We start from the raw sequence: 24,200 nt of genomic DNA, 5'->3' as shown, positions 1-24,200 counted from the left end.
TTTTTAGAAATCGAAATCGATCCCACTACAATTCTACAAAAAAAAAAGAAATTTTAACTGAATATAGCCAAAATATAAAGTCTTTAATTTCAATTGACTTACATAAGGAAGACGGAGTGACCACAGCACCTAACAAAGGTTCTCCGAAAAATATAACATTGCCCTAAAATGTTTATATTTCAGCTCTAAATTGTCGATTATGCTTTTGAAGAGATTTTTTTTATTGCTTTTTTGTTGGGTAGCTTATTCCACTGGGACATTCGGACAGGAAGTTTTTCCGCAAGAAAATTTTGATATAACTACGCTAAGGAATATTGCCCGTACGCGCAGCGATACAAAGAGCCATATGTTTCGAGCTATATCAGATGCCAATAATTACGTAAATATTGGAGTTCCCATCGGGTTGTTTGCTGTAGGGGCAATCAATGGCGACAAGACTATGCGTCAGAACGCCTTGTATATAGGTACCAGTACTGCAATTACGGCTGTGGTTAACTATGGCATAAAGCAGCTGTTTAAACGAAAAAGACCTTTTCGGAAATATAACAATTTTGTAGCGGTGACGCAGCCTAGCGGTTACGCATTCCCATCAGGACATACTTCTTCTGCGTTTTCTACTGCAGTCTCTTTATCAGGGGTATATCCAAAGTGGTATGTAATCGCCCCGGCTCTTGTGTGGTCCTCCAGCGTAGCTTATTCTAGAATGTATCTAGGGGTGCATTATCCTTCGGATATAGCCGCAGGAGCTTTGTTGGGGAGTGGCTTAGCGACTGGTGTTCATTTGATCCGTAAATAGAAAAAGGAAGGTATACTGTTGAAAATCGTCCAGCTGCGACTAAATAGATTGCTGAAAAGATATGATTTTCATAAGCACTGCACTACAATACATTCCTAGATGTTTGTGCGTTTGATCATAAAATTTTTGTATTCAGGAAGCTAATTTTGTCTCCCATGACAGGATACGGATGGACCACCACTGTAAAACAATGGGCAGGAATAGGACTTTTCAACCTGGGATTGGTTGCTTCTATGGGAATCTTGATGCGATTAAAATTCATCATCCCAATGTCCTTTATTAATTTAAAGTATATGCAACATGCGCATTCGCATTTCGCATTTGCTGGATGGGTTACTCAGACACTGATGTTATGTTTGGTGGTTGTGACCTTTCGACTTCAGAAGGCCGGCCGATTACCGCGACATTATGTGTGTATATTTTGGGCAAATCTCATCTGTTCTTTGGGTATGTTGTTTAGTTTTCTGTATCAGGGCTATGGGGGTATTTCGATTACATTTTCCAGTTTGAGTATTTTAGTGTCTTTCTGGTTTGTGGTGGCGTTATGGCGGGATATGGAAAAGCAGCAGTTGGATCAAAAGATTGCGCGCTGGTTTCGGTTGGCCATGATATTTCTGGCTCTCTCCGCTATCGGAACTTTCTACTTAGCATATATAATGTCTACGCATCAGGCCAATGTACAAAATCAATTAGCTTCAGTTTACTTCTATCTGCATTTTCAATATAATGGTTGGTTTTTCTTTGCCATATTGGGACTTGCTTGTCACGTACTGAAACAATACGGCGTTATATTGCCTTCGACGGACCTACTTTATAAAGTCCTTTCTATCGTGACGGTACCTTTATATCTGCTTTCTGTACTTTGGTGGGATATGGGGGATATAGTGTACATATTACTTGTTTTGGCAGCAATTGGGCAATGTTGTGTGTGGGGGTACTGGATGATCAGTCTCTATAAAGGAAATAGGAAATCTTCCATACCGATTCATGGCCGTATCAAAGTCATTTTGTGGTTGGTTTGTTGGGCGATATTGTTAAAAGTTCTTTTACAGAGTCTGTCTGTTATTCCTTCTTTAAGCCATTTCGTTTATGGTTTCCGTCCTGTCATCGTAGGTTACCTCCACTTAGTGCTTTTGTTGATTGTCTCCATTTTTATTTTAAGTTTTCTATATAAGGAATCTTTAATAGAGTATAATAGGTATGCGATGTTTTCTTTTAATATCTTTATTTTGGGCGCAGTGATGAATGAGATTTTTTTAGCACTACAAGCTCTCCTTGCACTTGGCGGAACTTCACTTCCGTATGCTCATTTTTTGCTATTAGCGGCATCTATAGTGATAGGTATCGGCTTAACGGGCATGATGGCTCACCGATCATAATGATGATAAATTTATGAGGGCAAAGAATTAACGAATTATGATGCGTATATCAGGAGACGTTAGCTGACTGAGGTCTAGATGTGTATTACTACGGGACAATTTGCTCAGCGTGGGTACTTCGTTGACAAATCGCTGTATATAATAATTACCTTTGTATTTTATTTTTTCAAGAAAATGTATCATTTCCTGGAGATCTTTGGTGTTAAGCAATTCACTATGCCAAGTAGTGCGTATTTCAAACTGAATTTGGGAATCTTGGATGATTTGTAGGCTTTGCGTAAAAGTAGTCCAGGTATCCGACTGGGTAATATCAGCATGCTTATATGGTGGAGCCTTAAAATCCAATGCAATGTAATCCACCAGATTCTCTTGGAGTAACTTGTCTATACGGCGGGGCTGGGTCCCGTTGGTGTCAATTTTAACAAGATAATTTCTCTTTTTTGCTTCTCGTGCAAGCGTAACTATAGAAGGATGTAATGTACATTCTCCACCGCTGAAAACCACGGCTTCTAATAGTTGCTGTCTCGAATGTAAAAAAGCCACTGCACTATCAATAGTTAGTTTTCCTTTTCCAAGCACTATATCTGGATTATAGCAGTATTGGCAGCGCATATTACAGCCTGCAAACCATATGATGCAGGCTGTATGCTCCGGATAGTCTAGTAGCGTAAATGGTGTAATGTTATATATTGACCTTCGCATCTTCGTATCGAAAGTGGGCTCGTTGTTTATGTTCCCCCTTTTTGCCGATGTTAAAACTTTCAACAGGACGGTGATAGCCCATAACACGCGTGTATACTAAACATTTGCTTCGTTCTTCTTGATATTGCTTTAATATCAAATCATGATTTGTGGAATTTGTTGTCATAATGATGAAATTTGAGTGTGTTTAACGATAAGTATGTCATCACATTGCGGACAGTATTCGTGCTCTCCGGTAAGGTAGCCATGAATAGGGCAGATACTGAAAACTGGTGTAACCGTGATGTAAGGTAGTTTGAAGTTTGATAATACCGTCTTTACGAAGGATGAGCAGGCTTCCGCTGTCCCTATCCGCTCGTTCATATAGAGATGCAAGACGGTACCTCCCGTATATTTGCACTGTAATTTGTCTTGCAGTAAGAGTGCTTCAAATGGATCTTCGCAATAATCTACCTGGAGCTGGGAGCTGTTTGTGTAATAGATGTTTTCGCCAGATCCGGCTTGGAGTATTGTTGGAAATCTCTTTTTATCTTCTTTAGCGAATCGATAAGTAGTTCCCTCGGCAGGAGTAGCTTCGAGATTATAGAGATTACCTGTCGTTTCTTGAAAATTAATGAGTTTTAACCGGATGTGTTCGAGTATCTCCATTGCAAACTTAATGCCCCAAGGTGTCGAGATGTCTTCTTTGTCGCCGGTATAGTTGCGGATCATCTCATTGATTCCATTGACACCAATAGTAGAGAAATGATTACGGAAATGTGGCAGATAACGTTTGGTGTAAGGGTATAATCCACTGTCGTATCGTTCTTGAACAAATACACGTTTCTTTTCCAGCGTAGATTTGGCAATTTCCAGCCAGTAATCTAGCCGCTGGTAGAGTGCTTTTTTTTCAGCCTGAAAGAGAAATCCGAGCCTTGCCATGTTGATGGTTACTACCCCAATACTTCCTGTCATCTCCGCACTACCGAATAGTCCATTGCCTCGTTTTAATAATTCACGTAGATCTAACTGTAGACGACAGCACATACTTCGTACTGCATTGGGCTTGTACGCTTCTGGATTTTCAATCCGCTGCCCATCCTCATCTAATATGTATTGGCTGCCGATGAAGTTTTGAAAATAGGAAGATCCGATTTTTGCCGTATTCTCAAATAGAAGACGTGCATTTTCACTATGCCAATCAAAATCTTCAGTTATATTGACCGTCGGAATTGGAAAAGTAAAAGGTTGCCCATGTGCATCACCTTCGGTCATTACGGTATAATAAGCTTTATTGATCATATCCATTTCCGGTTGAAAATGGCAGTAACACAGATCTTGTAGTGTGTCTATACCCCTTTGTTTTGCTTTTGCTAATAACAAAGGGTTTTCCAGATCTTCAAATAGATGGCGTTGGTTTCGTGTAGGTGTTTGGTTTTTGAGATCTTCAGGGACGTTCCAGTCTAGCGTGATATTGGTAAACGGCGATTGCCCCCATCGGGCAGGTACATTGAGATTATAAACAAAACTTCGGATCGCTTTGAGCACATCTGTATAATGTAACTGATCTTTAAATACGTAAGGAGCAAGATATGTATCAAACGAACTGAAGGCCTGTGCACCCGCCCACTCGCTCTGCAAGATACCGAGAAAATTAGCCATTTGACCTAATGCTTCTCTAAAATGAGACGGGGGGCGGCTTTCAATACGGCCGCGAACCCCATTGAACCCCTCGTCCAACAGTACCCGTAGACTCCATCCTGCACAGTAGCCTGTGAGACAATCGAGATCGTGGATATGGATATCGGCATTTCGGTGGGCATATCCCTCTTCTTTGGTATAGACCTTATCCAACCAGTAGTTAGCGATGATCTTTCCAGCAGTATTGTTGACCAATCCAGCATTCGAAAATGAGGTGTTGGCGTTGGCGTTTATACGCCAGTCTGTCTGACGGATGTATTCTTCTACCGTCTGCGTGCTGTCGATGTAGGTCGTGTCATCTAATAGATGATCAACGTGTTCACGCTGCATTTTACGCGTATGGCGGTACAGCATAAAGGATTTCATTGACTCGAAGTATCCCGATTCATAAAATGAATGTTCTATAATGTTTTGAATATCTTCTACCGCCCAAGTATCTTGTTTGTCGAGCTCTTTAACAACATTATCGAGCACCTGCTCATCGATAGGATGTTGGGTACTCTGAAATCCCTTTTCGATAGCATCTTTTATTTTGAAAAATTGGAACGGTTCAAACTGACCATTTCTTTTGATAACATATTTCTCCATAGCATAACTTCTTTGTGTACAGTTTTTATTGAGGGGTTACGACAAATTTAAAGGCTAGTTTCTCCTTTTTTTATGATCTTAGGCATAATAAAATAATGATTTTTTTTAGGTTATACCTAGAGCTAACTTTCCTTCTTCCGTGATCATATCGTAGTTCCATTCAGGTTCCCATACGATCTTGATATCGATAAGCCGTTCAGGGAAAGCTACAGAAAGGACATGGACGACTCCCTGTTGGATGGCATCTCCTAATGGACAGTGTGGTGTAGAGAAAGTCATCGTTACTACAATAGTCTCTACGTTTGAAAAGTCTAGTTCATATACTAAGCCCAGATCAATAATGTTGATACCTAGTTCTGGGTCAATAACCTGTAGCAATGCTGTCTGTGCTTTCATTTGCTCCTTTGCAAATGGACCATTTAAACTAATGTTCATTTCTCCAATTTTGATTGATGTAATACTACAGTGCCTACATTATAACAGTATAATAAAGCCAGTGCTATCCAGGATGCTGTTGCTACCTGCAATAGCCATTTTCGGTCGACTAACAGGGCTAAACACAGCAATAGTAGAGCAGTGATAAACAGAAATGTTTGGTACGTTACGAGCTTCTTACTATAGAGATTCTTGGGAAGAGGTATATTTGCATTACCATGGATATTTCTGTAATGATTATTCCAGATGATGAATGGAAGTGTTTTAAAAGTTTTGCTGATAATTATACCTGTTATCCAACCTAGAAAGATGAGCGTACCGTAGAGGGTGATCCATTTGCTTTCGGTACTGATAAACGTAATCCCGAGCACAATTACTGCTAGTAATTTGATGTAGAGTGAATAAATAGCTTGTTTCATCAGCAAGTCTATTTTTTTTCGAATTCTTGTCTTTACAGCCTCCCAGATGTACCAACACCACAATAGTGTGCCGATAATAATTAGTGCAATATATATGGCGGCTACTAGGTCTATTTTTTTGAAAAAGGCATGTGTAATAAATAAAACGAGTCCCGTATTTTGAAGTATTAAGGCTGCATGTAACAAATAGGTCCTTTTGGCTTTCCCTAACAGAAACATAGGAATTAGTTTAGCTCCGACTCCACAGATTAATTGTAAAAACCAACCGACAATACCTGCGTGCGCATGAAGTTTGAGGAGGTCTAGATGATCTCTTGGAATAAAGTTGTAAACGAGATTGATAGCTAAAAGTAATCCGGCTGATGTGGTGAGCACCAACCATATAGCGGAGCTGATTATGAAATATTGATAAGGACTGCTCTTGGTCGCTTTGATAATGGTCGTGCAGATATTGAGCAGAAAACATAATGCCGAAAAAACAACAATACTTCCACCGATAATCAGGAGGGTCCCAATGTGGAATCTCCAAAAACAGTAGATTAGCATAGAACTGCCCATCAATAAAGTAAGATAAGAAAGAAAGGCTAGTTTACAGCTGTAAAGCTCGTTCTCGCATAATACGGGTAGTAATTGGTACACTGCTCCAAAAATTATCATGGTGCACCAGCCCAATACTAACCCATGTACAATAGCTAAAATATGGGGATTAAAATGATGGCCGGTCAGTTCTGCAGAGGAAATAAACAAAAGTATACTGCATCCTAAAAAGAAAACAGCTGCTGTTATGTAAAATGGGATGACAGCCAGCGATTTAGGGGCTCGGTGAACGAATAGATCAGCCATGTAGGATTATTTAATGTACCTCTTGATGGATGAGAAGTCGTATATCGTCTCGTCCAAACTCACAAATTCGGATTGCAAAGTCACTGTCTTCAAGTTCTTCCATCAAATGTAAGGGTACACGTTTGTGATAAACATAAAGTAATTCATCTTCATTTAATTCTCCCAGGGCTTGAAGAATAGTCTCCATGGGTAAAGGCATGGGCAAATGCCTGACATCCAGTGTTATTATCTGCTTTTTAGTGTGTTTTGACAAGATCGCTTCAAATTCTTGGGTGTCAAGCATATTAATGCTGCTACTATTATGGTTGTCAGTTATTGATCCTTGTAACTCTTTTTTTAAAAACCAGGTGTGATGGAGATCTGGAGATAAGGTTTCGACGTGATATTGAGCTCCCTTTTTGCCTATTACCGATATTAAAGGGTAAGGGATAAAGCTGTTTACAATGCACAACGCATGTCCCTCTGGTAGCGAATGATAATGTTGAAGTATCATCTTTAAAGGATCTTCACCATTATCAATTAATTCGCGTACATCAAATAGGTTTTGGGCATGAGGGGGGAGGTTCGTCAACCAATCCGGTCTCATGGTCGCTGCTTCCGCATGTTCATGTTTTATCGGTAATGTTTCAAAAACAAATCCGAGAGGAACCAACACACGTTCAAAGTCTGCAATTTCACAGCCTCCCATAGCAGCAGCTTCCGCAATAGTAACCCGCGAAGCTAGCAAACGCCGAAGAAGTGGGTTTTTAAGCTTATGTAATGGCTTGGCTAAAGATGCTATGGCTGTAATACTTTCTGGATTTGCTTTGATGATTGCGGCGATTTTGGTATGTTGGTTTACACTAATCATGATGTTTTGTTGTTAATTCAAGGCAAGCGCTTTTGGAAATAGTATGTTGTTTTCCAGATGTATATGTTGTAAAAGATCGTTTTCAAATTCTTTAATTTTTTCGAAAAGATAAGTGTAAGAATTGCACGCATTTTCCGGTAATTTGTAGTTATCTGTCCATGTTCTAAAAAGACTCAGATTTTCACCGGCTTGTTCGTGCTCTTCTTCCAGATACTGAATAGCACTTTCTAGCTCCTTTAAATCGATATCCGTACCAGAGCTTAGTTGCTTCACCACAGTGAAAATCTTTTGGTCTTCATGTAGGATATGTTTGTAGAGATCTTCCATAAAGTCATGTATACCGGTTGCTAACTTAAAGAGTTCTTTTCTTTCTGATCCATGTCTCATAGCTACTTTATTCGCCAACTGGGTTATAATCGGCCCTTGTTCACGGATATAGTGGTGGTGTACATTGGTGATGTAGTCAGCCAAAAAGCCAGGCTCCCAAGAGTTAAAATCATGCTGAATACCCGCTGAACTGCTCGATTTAGCATTCTCCAGTTCATACTGCAACTGTTCAGGATCCATGCCAATAGATTGCGCAGCTTCTTGTATTGTTTTCTTGCCACCACAACAAAAGTCAATTCCTAGTTTTTTGAACACTTCGACTTTTTTTATATCCTGTGCCGCGATTTCTCCCACAGTAGGATGATTTTTATCCTTTTTTATTGGTTTGTAAATACGCACACGCCACCATTCTGGCCCGTGTTCAAGATATTCCCAAGTAAAGATATTTCCACGTTCACCCAATAATTGATAGTACAATGGCTTAGGATCATGGTCATTCAAAATTTCGAATCCTTCTCCTTCTACTAGACTATCAAAATGCTCGAAAATTGTAGGATGCTTAAATCTCGGTTCAATAGTAGTTACATCCAGTGTTGTAGTCTTTATCATAATAATCAACTTTATTTAAAATGTTATTTTATCATATGTCACCGATTTCCCTTATTCGGTATAGTACAAATTTACCCCACTTAGAGTCGCTATTTTATGACTTTGCTCATAGCGTCCGTTAAAATTGTTAATGGATTGTCAGTATTTGGTATTCAGTGTGTTATAAGTCTTTTTTTGTGAAGTATCTTGTTGACAAAAGGAGAGGGAGAGCTATCCACAAAAAAGAAATGATTATCGTCAAAATCATTCCTCCGCCTGTACCGAAGAATTTTTGGAAAATCGCTCCGGTATAGCCCATCATGGCGGATAGATCCACTTGCAACAATATAATAATCCGTGTGATATCAATTGGATTGAGCATTGTGAATGCGACCATTGCGTTTTCAATCGGATAATCCGAAAATTGGAACATCACAAAGAGCACTATAGCATCGAATAACAAGGCAAAATATAACCATATCAAAATGGCTAAACCTATCCCTTTTGCTTTGTCTCGGATACGTACTGAAGTCCATAAGGCTACGGAAACAAAAATCATAGAAAGTGCAGCTCCACATGCCAATAAGAGTACACCCGAAGGTATCCAAGCGAAGATAATTATCGGTATACCTACACCTAATAAAAAGGCAAATGTAGTGGCGCCAGATAGCCCTAAGAAAATACTAGTCCATATTTTTGTGCGTTTTAACGGTTGGCTGACTAATAGTTCGATAAACTCTGCGCTATTGTAAAGATAGACCGTCGAAAAGATGATACTTACTAAAGGTACGACAAACAACACAATGTTCATTAAGCTCACTATCCCTTTTTCAGCATTGTTTTCCATCCCTAGTATACTAAAAGAGAGGGCAAAAAGGATCAAAGTGTATGCGATAATCGTTTTGCTACGTAGGATATCACTGATAACATATTTAATGATTTTATGCATAATCCTTGGTATTAGAAGATAACATGATTTGGGCAATAGCTTTTCCCAATTTTTCTGTTCCCGTTTCCTGCTTCAAAGCATCAATGTTTTTATGGAATCGAAGCTGGCCATCTTCCATATAAATAATCTCGGAGACTAACTCGTCCAAATCACTAAGAATGTGGGAGGTAATTATGATCAGTTTGTTGTTGTCCTGTTCTCTTCGTATTTTATCTTTGAGGATCTCCGTAGATATCGGGTCTAATCCTGCAGTAGGTTCGTCCAATATCAAGATCTGTGGTTTGAACATAAAGGCAATACAGGCACTCACCTTTTGTCGCGTCCCCCCAGATAATGTGCTCATTCTTTTCGTTAACAATTCTTCCATTTTGAATTCGCGGTAAAGCTCTGTGTCGCAATCCTGGTGGAGATCGGCACGTATGTCTTTCATCATATCCAATACTTGTCCGATAGTCATATTGTCTGGGTATCGGCCTATTTGGGGCATGTATCCAATGTCTTTACGGTATTCCCAAGCTTGTTTAATACTTTTGTTCTGGACTAGAATGGTACCCGATGAAGGTACGACCATACCCAATATCGATTTTATCAGTGTGGTTTTACCACAGCCATTGGGGCCTATTAATGCAATGCATTGCCCGCGGTCAAAATTTAGGTTTATCTCTTTTAGTACTTTTATTTTACCAAAACTTTTACAGATATTTTCAATTTTTATCATACGGCAATAGGTTTCATATGAGGGGTGTCGTCCTTTAATTTTTCTGGGGTAAGACTAGGCATTACCCGTTCTGTACGGTCCAGTAATTTAGACATGAAGCTACGGAACAATAGCATGGCCATAGGGTATTGTTCTACGATGACAGAGAATAGACTTACTGGACGATAGGGGACATCGCCTATACCGTCCCTGTCCAGATCGTAACCTTCATATTTGTCCCAAAAATTAAGCTTGAAGGTGTTTTCCATCAACGTCATATTGTTCGTTGCTACGTCAAAAGTGTTGTTTATGAAGTTGTTGTTGATTAGCATATTATCTGTGCAGCTGGCCTGTATTTTTAAGGCCCATCCATTATGTTCGATTTGATTGTTTTCGATATGAATCCGGTTGCTGCCCTCCATGAAAATGGCAGTTGTGTTTTTACTGAATTTGTTGTGTTTGATTTCACTATCGGTGATGTCCTTTAGTAAGAGGCCATAGGCAGAATCACCCCAGTTTTCATTGAAAACATTGTATTCCATACGGACACGTTTCGTATACATCACTGCGACTCCTGCTCCGTTATGCGTAAATTCGTTTTGGATATAGGCATTATCATGTGAAAACATAAAATGTAGGCCGTATCTGATGTTATTTTTAGATAGATTTTTTTCTACATGTGTATGGGTTACAAATTCAAGGTATATGCCATCGCGATGCCCCAATATTTTATTGTGATAGATAGAGAGGCTGTCACTATTCCAGGCATGTATGCCGTTCCCGCTGAGCTGTTCTGTCGACCCATAGGCTGTGATCGAATTGTTCTCTGCTATACAGTTTTTTGAGGCTTGAAAATAAATTCCAAAATAGTTGTCTTCTAAAACATTGTTGCTTATGGTGACGCGTTCGGTATTATATACCTTGATGCCGGCAATATCCGTGAGCGAGGAGTGGCCAGAGGATTTGATCAGAAATCCTTTTACTATGACGTCAGGTGATTTTATCGAAATAGGTTCATATTTTTTTTCGCCATCAAGAGTTGGAAGATTATTCCCAATTAGAGTTAACGGCTTATCGATGGTGATATTCCCTTTGTACACACCTTTTTCGACGACGACAGTATCTCCTTGTTTAGCTATCTGGATAGCTTTCCGAATTGATTTTATAGACTCCTTGTTTCCTACCTTAATGGTGTCGGCATATAGATTGCCGCTCACCATTAGGTAGGTAAGTAAAAAAAAAAGTTGCTTAAGTAAATAGAAATTTCTCATTTCCTTATTTCCAGATTTCTTTCCAGGCCAGCTGTTTTCCTCCTAATTCTTTCTGTACGCGCTTTAAGTCAGCTTCATTTTTAAAAGCAGCAATATCTCCACGCATAGGGCTTTTCAGACTTTCACTCTTTAAGAAAAACATTTCGTTGGCTGGATATAACTTTTTGTCTTGGCTGTAATCCGGTACGTACAGGTTTTCGATATCTTGTTTTGAGACGGTACCTTCAGCAGCGAAAGCTACCATGCAAGATAAATCATCAAAATTATAGGTGCGGCCTTTTTTTGTTAGTAGCTGCGTCCCGAATCTAGCGTCAGAGATGGTCATTTTACAATACACACACTGATCTTTACCATAGTTTATGGGTTTTGGTCCGCTAGCGTTACAAGCTTGTAACCCCACGACCAACAAAACTAAAGTCCAGATCTTTGCTATATTTTTTTGTATAGGATTAGTCATTATATATTTTTTTTAGTTGATTTCCATTCTGCCCCTAAGCAATATAAAAGCACAACGCCGACCCCAACGATAATCCACCCACCAATATCCGGTATAGAGTAAGCCCCAAAATTTAACAATTGTTTAAATCCGATAAGGGGTGGTTGGTAAGCCATGCCAGGTACTTTGATAGCAGCGTTGGGATCTAGATCGTGCCCATAATTATATTCCCAGATCCAAAAATCCACCATGGCTATAATTCCAAATAGTACAAAGGCGGTGAAGAGTATTTTTAGAGCCTTCAGCTTGCCAAATATACCTACAGCGATGAAGGCCAAGGCGAACATCCCCAGTATATAAGGGAGAATGGTGAACTCAATAAAATCCGCTGCATGTAGCGTCTTCATTCCTATGTAATGGTTTAAACCATTAATTATGTCGACCTGTCCTGCCAGTTTATTACTGTAGATGAGTAGTTCTAGGCCTTCGGGATACTGAGCTGCATCCAGCTCGATTCTCCATATCGGGAAAAAAATGGTCGTAAAGAGCAGCAAACCTGATGAAACTAGGAGCACACGGTGGATTTTTTTAATTGAACCTGGATTTCTCACAATCTTGTTATTTAGTTGTCAATTTATCTCCTGTACCATATGAAATAGGAACATTACTGCCTTTAGGTGATACGCGTACATAGCCGGCCATCTCCTGGTGTAATGCACTACAAAAATCTGTACAGTAAATAGGGAATATTCCGGTGCGGTCTGGTACCCATTTTAACGTTTGAGTTTCTCCAGGCATAACCAGCAATTCACCATTACTGGCTCCTTTGATAGCAAAACCATGCGGCATATCCCAATCTTGCTCAATATTGGTAACGTGGAAAAGAACCTCATCTCCCAGTTTAACACCTTCGATTTTATCCGGTGTAAAATGAGATCGTATTGTAGTTAGATAAACATGAACTGTATTGCCTTTTCTTTCTACCCGGGCATCGGCCTCACCTTTAGCAAAGTTAGGATGCTTATTTGCCTCCAATTTGTAAATCTTGACCGATTTGTCTTTAATTTTTTCGGCTTTTATAGCTTGCGCATAGTGAGGTTCTCCGATGGTCGGAAAGTCGAGCAGCAACTGCATTTTATCTCCTGATATATCATATAACTGTGCACTGTGTGCCAGTTCAGGTCCAGTTGGTAAAAAACGATCTTTCGTAATTTTGTTATATGCCACTACATATTTTCCATCAGGCGATTTGGTGTCGCCTCCCGGAATCATCAAGTGACCTACGGAGTAAAAGGTAGGTGCCCTATCTAATATTTTAAGGTCTTTGATATTCCATTTTACTAATTCGGATGATACAAAGAACGAGGTAATTGCATTTCCTTTGCCATCAAATTCGGTATGTAATGGGCCTAAGCCGGGTTTCTCCACCTCTCCATACAAAGCCGACTCGTATTTGATAATCGGGATACCTTCAAATGTGCCTTCAAAAGATTTATCTTTAATAGCTTTCTGGATTTTAGTGAATGAAAATACAGGAATCAAGGCTGCTAATTTTCCACTTCCTACGATATACTCGCCCGTAGGATCCACGTCAACGCCGTGAGGAGATTTAGGGCATGGAATATAGTAGCACAATCCTTCTAATTCGGCAGAATTTAGTATCACTACCTCATTTTTAATCGTAGATTTTGAAGTGTGTGCGTGTTCGTCATATATATTGTGTGCATATTTTAGATTACTTACTTTTTTGCCCTTGCCGGCCTTTAAGTATTCTTCAGCTTTTTTCCAGTTTACGGCCAAAATAAAGTCTTTGTCATTTTTAGAAGCATTGACTTCCAGAAGTGTATTCGCCTGTTCGGTATTGTATGTCGAAAAGAAGAACCATCCATGTGAAGCTTCTTTTCCTGCTCTACTCAAATCGTAATTAACACCAGGTGTCTCAATTTGGAAAGCGATGTCCATATTTCCACTTTCCTTGTTCACACTTACAAAGCTCAATGTTCCTTTAAAGTTTTTCTTGTATGTATCTATAGAAACGTCGCTATTGGCACCATCCATAGGTACGCTGAACCTTGTGCCTGTTACTACATATTCTGTATTTTGTGTGATGAATGGCGAGGAGTGATTCCCTCCGCTATTGGGAAGTTCTAAAATTTCGGCCGTTCTAAAAGTAGTAAGATCCACACGGGCAATACGCGGTGTATTGTTGGCGTTGACAAACACCCACTTGCCGTCATATTCGCCATTGGTTTTTGACAACTGGACGTGGTGAAGATCGTCCCAAGGTACGCTGCCATGCGATGTTTCCAACATAGGTTTAGTTTCTTCGCTGTATCCCCATCCCTTTTCAGGATCTACAGAGAATACAGGTATGACACGAAACAATCTACCTGAAGGCAATCCATAGACAGACAATTGGCCGCTAAATCCACCTGAAGTAAACGTGTAGAATTCGTCGTATTTTCCTGGAGCTACATAAACTTTTTCTGCCGCATTTGCGCTAACAGCGTTTTCAGTACCCTTAGGCTTACAGGCCTGAAAGGATACTGTACCGGCTAAAATAGCCATGGCACATAAGAGTTGATTTTTAATCTTCATAACATATTGCTGATTAAACTTGTTAAGGTAATTTTGTTGTTGTTCTGCGTTTATTTAAGACCATCGTTTTTACGCATAAACTCCAGGATATCACGGGCATCTTTATCGGAAAGATTCTGGTTTGGCATGCGCACTAAACAAAGTTCTAGTTGAGCTTGTAGTTTTGGGTCTTTGTCGATCATAGGATCTGGGTTGGTTATAAAATTCATAATCCATTCAGGAGCATGTCTTTTAGACACTCCGGCCCAACCTGGACCTACCAATTTTTCATCAGAGTACTTATGACAACTAGCACATTTAAGATTTGCAATTGATTCTCCACTTGTTGCCATTTTCTGATCTAATTTTTCTTCTATTTCCACTTTCTCATACTTGCCCTCACCTCGTTTAGGGTCATAGCTTGATGTCGCTGCTGAAGTGTTTTCAGATTCTACTTCGTTTGAAGAGGTCTCGTTTTGGTTTTGGTTGTTGCTTTGTGAACATGCATATACAATGATGCAGATTGTAAATAGGTAAATTAGCTTTTTCATTTTCTTATGGATTAATTTTTCTACTCAATTATTTTTATCTTCTTGACAAATTTAGTGCTGTCCAGATTGGCATTTTATGCGTCAAATCATAAACATAAAATAGTTGAGCAAACATGAGATTATTTTATTTTGTAATCGCTTTTATATCAATCTGTTGGAGTGTTGTTTTGATAATTTATGATTCATATCATCTGAATTTGTGATGAATATCAATAATGGTTTGAGAATGAGGCGTTACCTTTGGATATCAAGATTCGCCGACTATAAAAACTTACAACGATGATCCCTTTAGAAATACTTTTAGAAAAAGGAGCTGTTTATAGGCAGGTATCTCCCGGCGAAGCTATTTTTCAGGTAGGAAGTCATGCTTCATTTTATTATCAATTGGTTTCAGGAAGAATTCGTTGGTGCAATGTTTTGGATGATGGAAAAGAAGTCCTTCATGAATTGGTTGAGCCTGGAGACGCATTTGGCGAACTCCCTTTGTTCGATAATCGGGTGTATGCCGCTACTGCTGTAGCAGAGACACCATCTGTAGTGCTTAGACTATGTGTATCTAGTTTCAATATTATTTTACAAGAATATAGTGATTTACATTTTGCCTTTACATCATCTATCGTGCAAAAGCTTCGATTTAAGTTTTTATTAACTGAATTACTGGCAAGTAACGATCCTGTGTATATTGTTTCGCAATTAATTACCTACTTCAATGATAATGGTAAGTTTATATGCGAGGATTGCCGACGATTGATGTTGACGCGACAACAGCTGGCAAATATGATTGGTTGTAGGGTCGAAACAGTGATCCGTGCCATACGCCAAATGCAAAAGGATGAACAATTGGATATTGTAAAAGGCAAGGTATTCATTCCTTCCGATGGTATTTTCCCACATTAAATTTAATTTATGCATCATAAATTTCACCTTCCGGTATTAGGATTAGCATTTTCAATAGATAGTCCGCTAAAAGTAGGCAAATATGGAATTTCTTCTGTCGTCTCCATTGTGGATGATGAGCTAATCGAAAATATCCGTAAGTACCATGCATTGTGTAATGGTGTAGAGTTCGAACGTATTAATAAGAGTAAAGACGATGCCAGAGCGCTGCGTATTACAGCCTATCTGAATTTGCTTAAAGATCTTTTAGATAAGCAAATATGTAGTTTGCGGGAAAGGGATCTTTATGCTGATCCTGAGGTTAAAAAATATTTTAACTTATTACCCTCTTCCGCTATAGCAAGACAGCTCTATGATCGTTTTGTCGATGAAAAAGATCCCAAAACGGCATCGGAACTGAGAGAGCTCGTCAAAAATCAGATCGTGGCGGGATCTATAGACGTGAACATTATGGCTAAGGTCGATAGAATGGTACAAGATACTAAAGGGAACGGTGCTGGCGGCTTATCTTCAGATGCCCTGTCTGCTTTGAGGGGCTTTGCTAATAGCAATTTATCTTCATCATTAGTACTTTCTGCTGGCTTAAATCCTAGACTTTATCAGTATCTAAGTGAACTTCCAGCTTTCTTTCCTGATTATAATGGTAATATCCAAAAGCAGGTAATTCTGAAAGTGAGCGACTATAGATCGGCTATGATCCAAGCAAAATACCTTGCTAAAAAGGGGGTTTGGGTGTCTGAATTTCGTGTCGAATCGGGCTTGAATTGTGGAGGTCACGCTTTTGCTACAGAAGGTTACTTATTAGGGCCTATTCTTGAAGAATTTAAAGAAAGAAGGGGCGGGCTGGAGCAAGAGTTGTTGGCCATTTATAAGCAGGCACTCGGCGAAAAAGGGATAGCCAAATACAATTTGCCTCAGCCGATTAGATTGACCGTTCAAGGTGGAATCGGGACAGCCGCCGAACAACAATTTTTAATGGAGTACTATCGAGTAGATGGTACAGGATGGGGTTCTCCATTTCTTTTAGTACCCGAAGCAACAACTGTGGATAAAGATACGTTAACCTTATTGGCGGGGGCTACAGCTTCCGATTTTTATATAAGCGATGCTTCACCTCTAGGCGTACCTTTTAACAACTTTAGGAAAAGTTCTGCTGAAAAAAATAGACTTGAGCGTATTGAAAAAGGTAGGCCAGGGGCGCCTTGTACCAAGAAATACCTCGTTTCTAATACTGAATTTACCAAAGAACCTATTTGCACAGCATCCCGTAAATATCAATCAAAAAAAATCAAAGAATTAGCCAATAGCCAATTGTCAGGGGATCAGCTTCAGAAGGCTTACGATTACGTTTTGGAAAAGACTTGTCTTTGTGAAGGTCTGGCTTCATCTGCTTATTTGAAATATGATATTGATGAATCCATTAAAGATTTATCTGTCGCCATATGTCCAGGTCCAAACCTTTCTTATTTTAACCGAATCTACAATTTAGAAGAAATGGTTTCCCATATCTATGGACGGCTTGATCTTTTGAAGGATGTGGAAAGGCCATCTATGTTTATTAATGAACTTCAACTGTATATACAATACATAGAAAAGCAGATTAAGGAAAGTGTTCAGGATATGAACATCAAGAAAAGTAAATACATTCAAAGTTTTGTTGATCAGGTTTTTACAGGTATAGAGTATTATAGTGACTTGACTAAGAGACTGGTTAGTTTTACTTTAACAAACAATGACGAATTTACGGCTAGTCTTCAGTCATTACGAGAGAAGTTACATTCTATTGCATGTAAATATAAAATAAAACCATACTATAGCTAAGGGCATTAACCTTTGGACACCATGTGCTAGCTCGCTTTTTTTATTTCTATGTTTCTGTTAATTATCGATGGACTATGGGTTCATGCTAGTTGACAGGAACATTTTTTGATTAACGTAATCTGTCCTATGTGATGTAACTGTGCTCGATGATTCCTTCAATGTTCTATAAATATGTTCCGCATTTTTCGATAAAAATGGTTCTTCAAAAATATAATTTTCCATTGGCTACACTTCCGGCAAATGTTTCATTTTTTTAACAAATTATGAGACTAGTTTTTTCCATACTGTTTCGGAGGTGATCGGAGGAGGCTCTGACCTACATTGGTCACTTATTCCAAGCCTTCCGTTTTCAATAGCTCTTAAGACCTCCTCTAGATAATAGTTAGTTTTTCGTCCAATGTTTTCACGGCCATATGTATACCGTAGTGCTGACTGGAAGCAGCAGCGCCTAGCAACGGGATTGCTTTTAGGATAGCTCGTATTTATTGTGGGACATTTTGGGTATAAAATCCTGTTTTCTGGGCGAAAAAAAATCTTGTGATGCTTTAATATAATGTAGCAAAAAATAGAAAAAACTATGATCTTTTAGTCGGTTTAGTCAGGGATGTCGCTTATCGGTTTATTTGAGACCGGGATAATTCAGCAACTGCCGGAGCTCTACCTGAAAGGTGGAATGGCTAAGTAGACTAGCGAATGTGTGCTTGTTAAAAAGTGCACAAATCTATTTGACGCTTCCGGAAGATATTATTATACACAATGGTTAGCTCTCTCAGCTTACTGTGAACCGCTGTATTGCTTGGCGTATTGTTGAAAAAAAACAGATTGTATTTTTGATTCTGCCCTTTATTTATAATCTTTGACTAAACAATACTGATCTTGAATACTACGACTAATAATGATGACAGCCAGCTTCTAGATCTGTTAAGATCGGGAGATCATCATGCATTTGAGATCCTTTATAACAAATACAGTTCTATGATATCTGGCAATATTTTCAAAATTGTAAAATCTGAAGAAATAGCCGCTGAAATTCTCCAACAGTTATTTGTGAAAATATGGGATAGTAGATCTACTATTGAATCCGATAAATCTTTTAAATCCTATTTATTTAGAGTGGCTCAAAATCTTGTTATGGATTATTTTAGAAAGGTCGCTATAGACACGAGATACAAAGAATATGCAATCAAAACATATTCTGATTTTTATGCGCATGTAGAAGAGAATATAATCGAAAAGCAATCAAAAGAAGAATTTTTACGATTATTGGAGAGGCTGCCAGAAAAGTGTAAAAATGTATATATACTTTCTAAAGTAGAGGGTTTTAGTCATAAAGAAATTAGCGAGAAGCTCGGGATTTCTCTACCTACGGTGAACAACCATCTTACTAAAGCTCATAAAATGCTCAAGGATTTAATAAAGAAGGGAGATGCTAATGGTTTGATATCGTTTGTTTTATGTCTTTCGTTAATAAATTGTTAAAAAAAAGTAAAATTAGATAGTTATTTCTTTGCCTTCAAAACGTATTAGCTCTAAACAAGAGAAATTGGTTTGAAGAATATTAATGATTTTAAAGTTTTATATAAAAAGTATCTAGCAGGGAATTGCTCGAATGCTGAGCTTCGTGTTTTACTTGAAGCATTGTCGGATAGCAAGTATATGGCTGCTTTGGAAGAACTGGTTGCGAACTCGCTGCAACAAGAAAAGCTTTCTATGGATGAATTAAATCATGGTAAGCAAATAGCTGAACAAACTGCATCCTCGATTTTTGCCATTACTCAACCTAAGCCCAAGATTCGTCTATTCAGTAGATCTTATTTAAGATATGCTGCAATATTGGTTTTATGCTTAGTTCCGTTGTTATGGTATGTCCGTCACTTCTATTTGGCTCCCGTCGATCAGGATCTGAAAACTACAATCGTGAGCCCCAATAATATGGAGAGGTCGGATGTACCTACATTAGAATTGTCGAATGGAGAAATTGTATACTTGGATAAAGAAGGCCTTCAACGAGTCGAGCAGTATGAGGTGAACGCTGATCGAGATGAAATAACTATTCTTGAGTACCTTCCCAAACAAGAACAAATTGATGAACCACAGTTTCACACCATTCGTACGCCTAAGGGGCAACGTCTTAATTTGACATTACCTGATGGGAGCAAAGTACATCTTAGTGTAGGCAGTTCATTGCGGTATCCTACACGATTTGTCGGAAATAGGAGATCGGTAGAGCTGGAAGGGGAAGCTTTATTTGAAGTTGTGAAGGATCAAGCGCATAGTTCATTTACTGTTATCAGTGATCATCAAGAGGTGACTGTTCTCGGAACAGTGTTCAATGTAAAAGCCTATGCTGGAAACAAAAATATCATGACGACCTTGTTGGAGGGAAGCGTTCGTGTTTCTACAGCTTCTATGCAAACGGTTATCAAACCAGGGGAGCAATCCGTAGTGGACATCGTGTCAGGCAGGATTAAGAAAAGCACTGTGGATACGGATCGGATAACAGCTTGGCAACGCGATTATCTAGACTTCGACGGGTTGTCTGTTGAGTCCCTGCTGGATCTGTTGCGATGTTGGTATCCTGTTGAATTCCAATTAAATGATTTAGGGAGCGCTAATATTAAGCTTCAGGGAGGGGTGAGTTATGATAAGGATATCTGGAAAGTGTTAGGGATCCTCGAGCGTACAGGGGATATTTCCTTTGTAAAGAAGAATGATCAAGTAATAAAAGTAGTAGTAAAGTAGACTGCTAATCAATTTTTTAATTTAATAAAACCTAAAGAGTACATGAAAATCAGAATTAATCTAGGGATGGCTAGGTACTTCCTGTTGTTTTTCGTAGTCTGCATTAGTCATATGGCAAGGGTCTATGCGCAGCAAGAGAATCAGAAGAATAGCGTTACATTCAAACAAGCCTGTGAGCTGATCAAAAAGGACTTTAAGTGTGAAGTTATCTATAATGAAACGCTCACTAAAGGAAGTAAACAGATAAAATATGTGAAGAGCAGCACAGTAAATGCTACTGTCCAGAATATCATCAATCAATCTGGATTGGATCTCTCTTTTACATTTAAGGACAACACTGTTGTATTTCGAAAAGAAAACAAACCCATTGTCAAGTTTTATGAGGTTAATGGGACTGTGAAGGATACCCGTGGTTATCCAATTAGTGGTGTGTCTATTCGAGTGCTGCCAATGGGACGGCAAATTAGCACAGATAAAGAAGGTCGCTATAAGCTATATGTTGAAACGCTCAATTCTACACTTCAATATTCTTACATAGGCAAAGTGAATAAGCAGGTTAAATTCTCCAACCAGTCAAATATCGATGTCGTGTTGGATGATGATATGAATAATCTGGAAGAAGTGGTACTTACGGGATACCAAAAGATCGATAAGAGGGAGTTGACAAGTTCTATAGAAACGATCAAAGGTTCTGATTTAGATCGCGTTGGAGCATTGACTTTGGATCAGATGTTAGAAGGAAAGGCGAGTGGATTGATGGTCACTACATTGAGTACCACACCAGGAGCAGCTTCAAAAGTTCGTGTGCGCTCTGGTGGTACGTTCACAGGTTCCCGGGCCCCACTTTGGGTGGTTGATGGGGTTATATACGAAGATCCTGTCCCGCTTTCGGCCGATGATATCAATAGTTTTGATAAAGTAAATTTGATAGGTAATGCACTTACAGGTATCAATCCACAAGATATAGAAACTATTAATATTCTAAAAGATGCTTCGGCTACTGCTATCTATGGTGTCCGTGCTGCCAATGGTGTTATTGTGGTAACGACAAAGCGTGGAAAAAAAGAACGCGCAAATTTGTCCTATTCAGGTAGTAGCAGTGTTGTCGATAGACCAAGATATAGCAACTTCAATCTGATGAATTCGAAAGAACGAGTAGACGTTTCTAGAGAAATTGAACAAAAGAATTTAGGTTATCCCAATAGTATTTTTACGTATTTGGGGTATGAGAAGGCATTGTATGAATTTAGGAAAGGAATGATCACTTTTGAAGAATTTCAACGTCAAGTAAGTCAGGCGGAAACGCGGAATACAGACTGGTTTGGTGAGCTTTATCGTCCTGCTGTTAATACAGCCCACAACGTTAATCTTTCAGGAGGAACGGATAGTTTACGTTATTATTTTTCAGTAGGTTACAATGATAATAAGGGAACTGAAAAAGGAGTAGACCTTAATAGGATTACAGCTCGTAGTAATATAGACCTGAATCTTCGTAAGAATTTGCTGATATCCGTCAGTATGAGTGGTTCTATCCAAGAAGGAAAGTATAACCATTCTTCTATTAATCTTTTTAATACTGCCTATTACAATTCGCGTACTACGCCTTTTCGTAATGAGGATGGATCGTTGTTTTATGTTGATACCCGTTTAATGGAGCAGTCTGGCATTATCAATAAAGGTAAATATAATGTGATGCACGAGATGAATAACTCCCAAAAATCGGTGGATAATAAAGATTTGAATATCAGCGCACAATTGAATTGGGATATTTTTCGTGGTGTCAAGTTAAGGGCTTTTGCTTCGACAAGAAATACGACGAATCTTCAAGACGAATGGATTGCTGAAAACACAAATTTCATAGCTAATCTACGTACCTACGACGGCGTGGAGGATAAAATTGATGCATGGGTAAAGCAGTATGCAACTGTTCCGTTTGGTGGCGTATATTCTGCCGCTATGACACAGCAGAGTGCGAGTAGAGGGCAGTTACAGCTGAATTATACTAAAACCATAGCGCGACATGTCTTCAATGCTAATGTTGGGTATGAGTTGAATTCTATCAAGTATAAGGGATCCAGCGGTTGGGCTTCACCGGGCTATAGCCATGAGTACGGACGTAGTTTTATTCCGCTAAAGAATATTGTATATGCAACTGGTACCAATGAGATCGTGGGGTATGAATATGCTAATGCATTAAAGTGGATGACAGGGCAGGGGGGATATAGTATTTATCCAACCATTACGGATAGACTTAGTAATTCTGTTTCAGCTTTTTTAATTTTTAATTATTCTTACGACAATCGTTACATATTTAATTTTAATATGCGTAGTGATGGATCTAATAGTTTCGGGCAGTACGAAAGATATAAGTTCAAACCTACGTGGTCAGTATCTGGACGTTGGAATATCCACCAAGAGAAATTTTTCAATCTTGGTGACGCAGCAGATGAGTTAGCTTTGCGTGTTTCCTATGGGTTTCGGGGTAATCCTCCTTCGGCAACACCTTATATGGTATTGAGAAATTATCAGTATGATGCTGATTTTGGCGAAATGAGATCCAATATGGCCTCCTTCCCGAATGCTAGTCTAACTTGGGAAAAAACATCGACACTAAATATCGGTTTAAATCATTCCTGGTTGGAAGGACGCTTGAGTGGAGCGTTTGATTTTGCATATTCACACGGTTCGGACCTATTGCTTTCGAGACCTGTTTCCTTGGTCAATGGTCGCGCGACGCAGTTGTATAATGGTGGGGAGAAAAAAGATTACAGTTACGAAGCATCTCTGCGTGGTGTTATCCTGAAGACGAAGAAATGGGGAGTTTCATTTGGTGGAAATGCAACCATGACCAGAGAAAAGGTGTTGGCTGGATATGAAGCAGAGTCGGCTGCCTTGAATGTCAATAACTATTTGGGAGGCAGCATTTATTTGACAGGCTTCCCGGTTGATGCATTTTATGCATATCAGTTTGATGGACTAGACAATAGTGGTCTGCCTAAATATAAAAACCTGGAGAAACGCTCGGAAACAATAGCCGGCTATTTTAATGAGGTTTTGAGTTATATGGGCCGCAGATCCCCACAGGTATATGGTGGCTTCAATACCGAAGTACGTTATAGTAGACTGACACTTCGTGCAGGCTTCTCTTACAAATTTGGTCATAAAGTGCGTTTGTTACCACTTTATAACGGTTCACAGAATATGCCAATGCCTGAGGAGAATATGAGTGCCGAATTTAACGATCGCTGGCGGAACCCTGGTGATGAGGCATGGGCTACGATACCTGGACTAAGTAATAATCGCCTGGTGATTAATAGTACCGGAAATAATGCACATTATACTGTTCAATATAGCAGCATTATTCCTCCGGGATCTAATGGCTACAATTTGTACGACCTAAGCGACCAACGTGTCGTAAGTGGTAATCATATACGTTGGCAGTCATTAAGTCTGAACTATAACCTTAACGATCGATTTACAAAACGTATAGGGCTGAGATCTACCAATGTAGGGTTTTCTGCTAATAGTTTGGGGGTATGGACCTTTGACCGCAGGTTAAAAGGGCAAGATCCTGAGCAGGTTACGGGCATAGGTATGCCGGCATTACCGACATATTCCTTTAGCTTAAGTTTCTCACTTTAACCTTTAGAAT

At 39.2% G+C, this 24,200-nt stretch carries 21 protein-coding genes; 7 read left to right on the top strand and 14 right to left on the bottom strand.

The window, feature by feature from the left end:
- Positions 1-205 precede the first annotated feature (205 nt).
- Positions 206-796 carry a phosphatase PAP2 family protein gene (locus tag G7B20_RS13440; RefSeq protein ID WP_240466013.1) on the top strand — a complete coding sequence of 197 codons (591 nt, stop codon included), beginning with the start codon at positions 206-208 and terminating at the stop codon, positions 794-796.
- A gap of 155 nt (positions 797-951) precedes the next feature.
- Positions 952-2,175, top strand: coding sequence for a hypothetical protein (locus G7B20_RS13435; RefSeq protein ID WP_164111930.1), 1,224 nt, complete (start codon positions 952-954; stop codon positions 2,173-2,175).
- A gap of 27 nt (positions 2,176-2,202) precedes the next feature.
- Here G7B20_RS13435 and G7B20_RS13430 read toward each other — a convergent pair whose 3' ends face one another.
- The 14 genes from G7B20_RS13430 to G7B20_RS13365 all read right to left on the bottom strand — a co-directional run bounded on the left by G7B20_RS13430 (position 2,203) and on the right by G7B20_RS13365 (position 15,088).
- Positions 2,203-2,877: an anaerobic ribonucleoside-triphosphate reductase activating protein gene (locus G7B20_RS13430; RefSeq protein ID WP_164111929.1), complete on the bottom strand. Its 675-nt coding sequence runs from the start codon at positions 2,875-2,877 to the stop codon at positions 2,203-2,205.
- On the bottom strand, positions 2,858-3,043 hold the full coding sequence (gene nrdD, locus G7B20_RS19625; RefSeq protein WP_164111928.1) for an anaerobic ribonucleoside-triphosphate reductase: 186 nt from the start codon (positions 3,041-3,043) through the stop codon (positions 2,858-2,860). The genes G7B20_RS13430 and nrdD overlap by 20 nt, the downstream gene beginning before the upstream one ends.
- Positions 3,040-5,145 carry a ribonucleoside triphosphate reductase gene (locus G7B20_RS13420; RefSeq protein ID WP_164111927.1) on the bottom strand — a complete coding sequence of 702 codons (2,106 nt, stop codon included), beginning with the start codon at positions 5,143-5,145 and terminating at the stop codon, positions 3,040-3,042. The genes nrdD and G7B20_RS13420 overlap by 4 nt, the downstream gene beginning before the upstream one ends.
- Before the next feature lie 105 nt (positions 5,146-5,250).
- Positions 5,251-5,580 carry a metal-sulfur cluster assembly factor gene (locus G7B20_RS13415; protein ID WP_164111926.1) on the bottom strand — a complete coding sequence of 110 codons (330 nt, stop codon included), beginning with the start codon at positions 5,578-5,580 and terminating at the stop codon, positions 5,251-5,253.
- A complete protein-coding gene (locus G7B20_RS13410) occupies positions 5,577-6,842 on the bottom strand; it encodes a hypothetical protein (RefSeq protein WP_164111925.1) in 1,266 nt (421 codons plus the stop codon). The genes G7B20_RS13415 and G7B20_RS13410 overlap by 4 nt, the downstream gene beginning before the upstream one ends.
- Before the next feature lie 10 nt (positions 6,843-6,852).
- Positions 6,853-7,692 (bottom strand): DUF2249 domain-containing protein, encoded by an 840-nt coding sequence (locus G7B20_RS13405; protein ID WP_164111924.1) that lies wholly within the window; start codon positions 7,690-7,692, stop codon positions 6,853-6,855.
- Positions 7,693-7,704: 12 nt separating this feature from the next.
- The gene (gene ric / locus G7B20_RS13400; protein ID WP_164111923.1) at positions 7,705-8,628 is read right to left on the bottom strand and encodes an iron-sulfur cluster repair di-iron protein; all 924 of its coding nucleotides are present in this window, start codon (positions 8,626-8,628) and stop codon (positions 7,705-7,707) included.
- Between the two features lie 160 nt (positions 8,629-8,788).
- Entirely contained in the window at positions 8,789-9,556 is a 768-nt protein-coding gene (locus G7B20_RS13395) for an ABC transporter permease subunit (RefSeq protein ID WP_164111922.1), read from the bottom strand.
- Entirely contained in the window at positions 9,549-10,274 is a 726-nt protein-coding gene (locus tag G7B20_RS13390; RefSeq protein ID WP_164111921.1) for an ABC transporter ATP-binding protein, read from the bottom strand. Before G7B20_RS13390 ends, G7B20_RS13395 begins: the two co-directional genes overlap by 8 nt.
- Positions 10,271-11,524 (bottom strand): nitrous oxide reductase family maturation protein NosD, encoded by a 1,254-nt coding sequence (locus G7B20_RS13385; RefSeq protein WP_164111920.1) that lies wholly within the window; start codon positions 11,522-11,524, stop codon positions 10,271-10,273. The genes G7B20_RS13390 and G7B20_RS13385 overlap by 4 nt, the downstream gene beginning before the upstream one ends.
- 4 nt (positions 11,525-11,528) lie before the next feature.
- Positions 11,529-11,981, bottom strand: a complete 453-nt coding sequence (locus G7B20_RS13380; RefSeq protein ID WP_164111919.1) for a nitrous oxide reductase accessory protein NosL — start codon at positions 11,979-11,981, stop codon at positions 11,529-11,531.
- On the bottom strand, positions 11,981-12,571 hold the full coding sequence (locus tag G7B20_RS13375; protein ID WP_164111918.1) for a hypothetical protein: 591 nt from the start codon (positions 12,569-12,571) through the stop codon (positions 11,981-11,983). Before G7B20_RS13375 ends, G7B20_RS13380 begins: the two co-directional genes overlap by 1 nt.
- Positions 12,572-12,578: 7 nt before the next feature.
- Positions 12,579-14,558, bottom strand: a complete 1,980-nt coding sequence (nosZ, locus tag G7B20_RS13370; RefSeq protein WP_164111917.1) for a Sec-dependent nitrous-oxide reductase — start codon at positions 14,556-14,558, stop codon at positions 12,579-12,581.
- Between the two features lie 50 nt (positions 14,559-14,608).
- Positions 14,609-15,088 (bottom strand): c-type cytochrome, encoded by a 480-nt coding sequence (locus tag G7B20_RS13365; protein ID WP_164111916.1) that lies wholly within the window; start codon positions 15,086-15,088, stop codon positions 14,609-14,611.
- A 279-nt stretch (positions 15,089-15,367) separates the two neighbouring features.
- Here G7B20_RS13365 and G7B20_RS13360 point away from each other — a divergent pair, with 279 nt between their 5' ends.
- The 5 genes from G7B20_RS13360 (at position 15,368) to G7B20_RS13340 (ending at position 24,190) form a co-directional block, all read left to right on the top strand.
- Positions 15,368-15,985 carry a Crp/Fnr family transcriptional regulator gene (locus G7B20_RS13360; protein ID WP_164111915.1) on the top strand — a complete coding sequence of 206 codons (618 nt, stop codon included), beginning with the start codon at positions 15,368-15,370 and terminating at the stop codon, positions 15,983-15,985.
- A 9-nt stretch (positions 15,986-15,994) separates the two neighbouring features.
- Positions 15,995-17,806, top strand: a complete 1,812-nt coding sequence (locus G7B20_RS13355; RefSeq protein WP_164111914.1) for a hypothetical protein — start codon at positions 15,995-15,997, stop codon at positions 17,804-17,806.
- 876 nt (positions 17,807-18,682) lie between these two features.
- Positions 18,683-19,285 carry an RNA polymerase sigma factor gene (locus G7B20_RS13350; protein WP_164111913.1) on the top strand — a complete coding sequence of 201 codons (603 nt, stop codon included), beginning with the start codon at positions 18,683-18,685 and terminating at the stop codon, positions 19,283-19,285.
- A 69-nt stretch (positions 19,286-19,354) separates the two neighbouring features.
- Positions 19,355-20,548: a FecR family protein gene (locus tag G7B20_RS13345; RefSeq protein WP_164111912.1), complete on the top strand. Its 1,194-nt coding sequence runs from the start codon at positions 19,355-19,357 to the stop codon at positions 20,546-20,548.
- A 42-nt stretch (positions 20,549-20,590) separates the two neighbouring features.
- Positions 20,591-24,190, top strand: a complete 3,600-nt coding sequence (locus G7B20_RS13340; RefSeq protein ID WP_164111911.1) for a SusC/RagA family TonB-linked outer membrane protein — start codon at positions 20,591-20,593, stop codon at positions 24,188-24,190.
- Positions 24,191-24,200 lie beyond the last annotated feature (10 nt).

The sequence above is a fragment of the Sphingobacterium sp. xlx-96 genome, from assembly GCF_011007365.1.
Lineage (GTDB): Bacteria > Bacteroidota > Bacteroidia > Sphingobacteriales > Sphingobacteriaceae > Sphingobacterium > Sphingobacterium luzhongxinii.
Note: the sequence above shows the minus strand (reverse complement) of the source record. Positions and strands in the feature narration are given on the sequence as shown.

What these genes read in the sequence shown, in the direction of transcription:
- G7B20_RS13435 (WP_164111930.1), top strand. Translation starts at nt 952, where the DNA reads ATGACAGGATACGGATGGACCACCACTGTAAAACAATGGGCAGGAATA.
- G7B20_RS13430 (WP_164111929.1), bottom strand. Translation starts at nt 2,877, where the DNA reads ATGCGAAGGTCAATATATAACATTACACCATTTACGCTACTAGACTAT.
- nrdD (WP_164111928.1), bottom strand. Translation starts at nt 3,043, where the DNA reads ATGACAACAAATTCCACAAATCATGATTTGATATTAAAGCAATATCAA.
- G7B20_RS13420 (WP_164111927.1), bottom strand. Translation starts at nt 5,145, where the DNA reads ATGGAGAAATATGTTATCAAAAGAAATGGTCAGTTTGAACCGTTCCAA.
- G7B20_RS13415 (WP_164111926.1), bottom strand. Translation starts at nt 5,580, where the DNA reads ATGAACATTAGTTTAAATGGTCCATTTGCAAAGGAGCAAATGAAAGCA.
- G7B20_RS13410 (WP_164111925.1), bottom strand. Translation starts at nt 6,842, where the DNA reads ATGGCTGATCTATTCGTTCACCGAGCCCCTAAATCGCTGGCTGTCATC.
- G7B20_RS13405 (WP_164111924.1), bottom strand. Translation starts at nt 7,692, where the DNA reads ATGATTAGTGTAAACCAACATACCAAAATCGCCGCAATCATCAAAGCA.
- ric (WP_164111923.1), bottom strand. Translation starts at nt 8,628, where the DNA reads ATGATAAAGACTACAACACTGGATGTAACTACTATTGAACCGAGATTT.
- G7B20_RS13395 (WP_164111922.1), bottom strand. Translation starts at nt 9,556, where the DNA reads ATGCATAAAATCATTAAATATGTTATCAGTGATATCCTACGTAGCAAA.
- G7B20_RS13390 (WP_164111921.1), bottom strand. Translation starts at nt 10,274, where the DNA reads ATGATAAAAATTGAAAATATCTGTAAAAGTTTTGGTAAAATAAAAGTA.
- G7B20_RS13385 (WP_164111920.1), bottom strand. Translation starts at nt 11,524, where the DNA reads ATGAGAAATTTCTATTTACTTAAGCAACTTTTTTTTTTACTTACCTAC.
- G7B20_RS13380 (WP_164111919.1), bottom strand. Translation starts at nt 11,981, where the DNA reads ATGACTAATCCTATACAAAAAAATATAGCAAAGATCTGGACTTTAGTT.
- nosZ (WP_164111917.1), bottom strand. Translation starts at nt 14,558, where the DNA reads ATGAAGATTAAAAATCAACTCTTATGTGCCATGGCTATTTTAGCCGGT.
- G7B20_RS13365 (WP_164111916.1), bottom strand. Translation starts at nt 15,088, where the DNA reads ATGAAAAAGCTAATTTACCTATTTACAATCTGCATCATTGTATATGCA.
- G7B20_RS13360 (WP_164111915.1), top strand. Translation starts at nt 15,368, where the DNA reads ATGATCCCTTTAGAAATACTTTTAGAAAAAGGAGCTGTTTATAGGCAG.
- G7B20_RS13355 (WP_164111914.1), top strand. Translation starts at nt 15,995, where the DNA reads ATGCATCATAAATTTCACCTTCCGGTATTAGGATTAGCATTTTCAATA.
- G7B20_RS13340 (WP_164111911.1), top strand. Translation starts at nt 20,591, where the DNA reads ATGAAAATCAGAATTAATCTAGGGATGGCTAGGTACTTCCTGTTGTTT.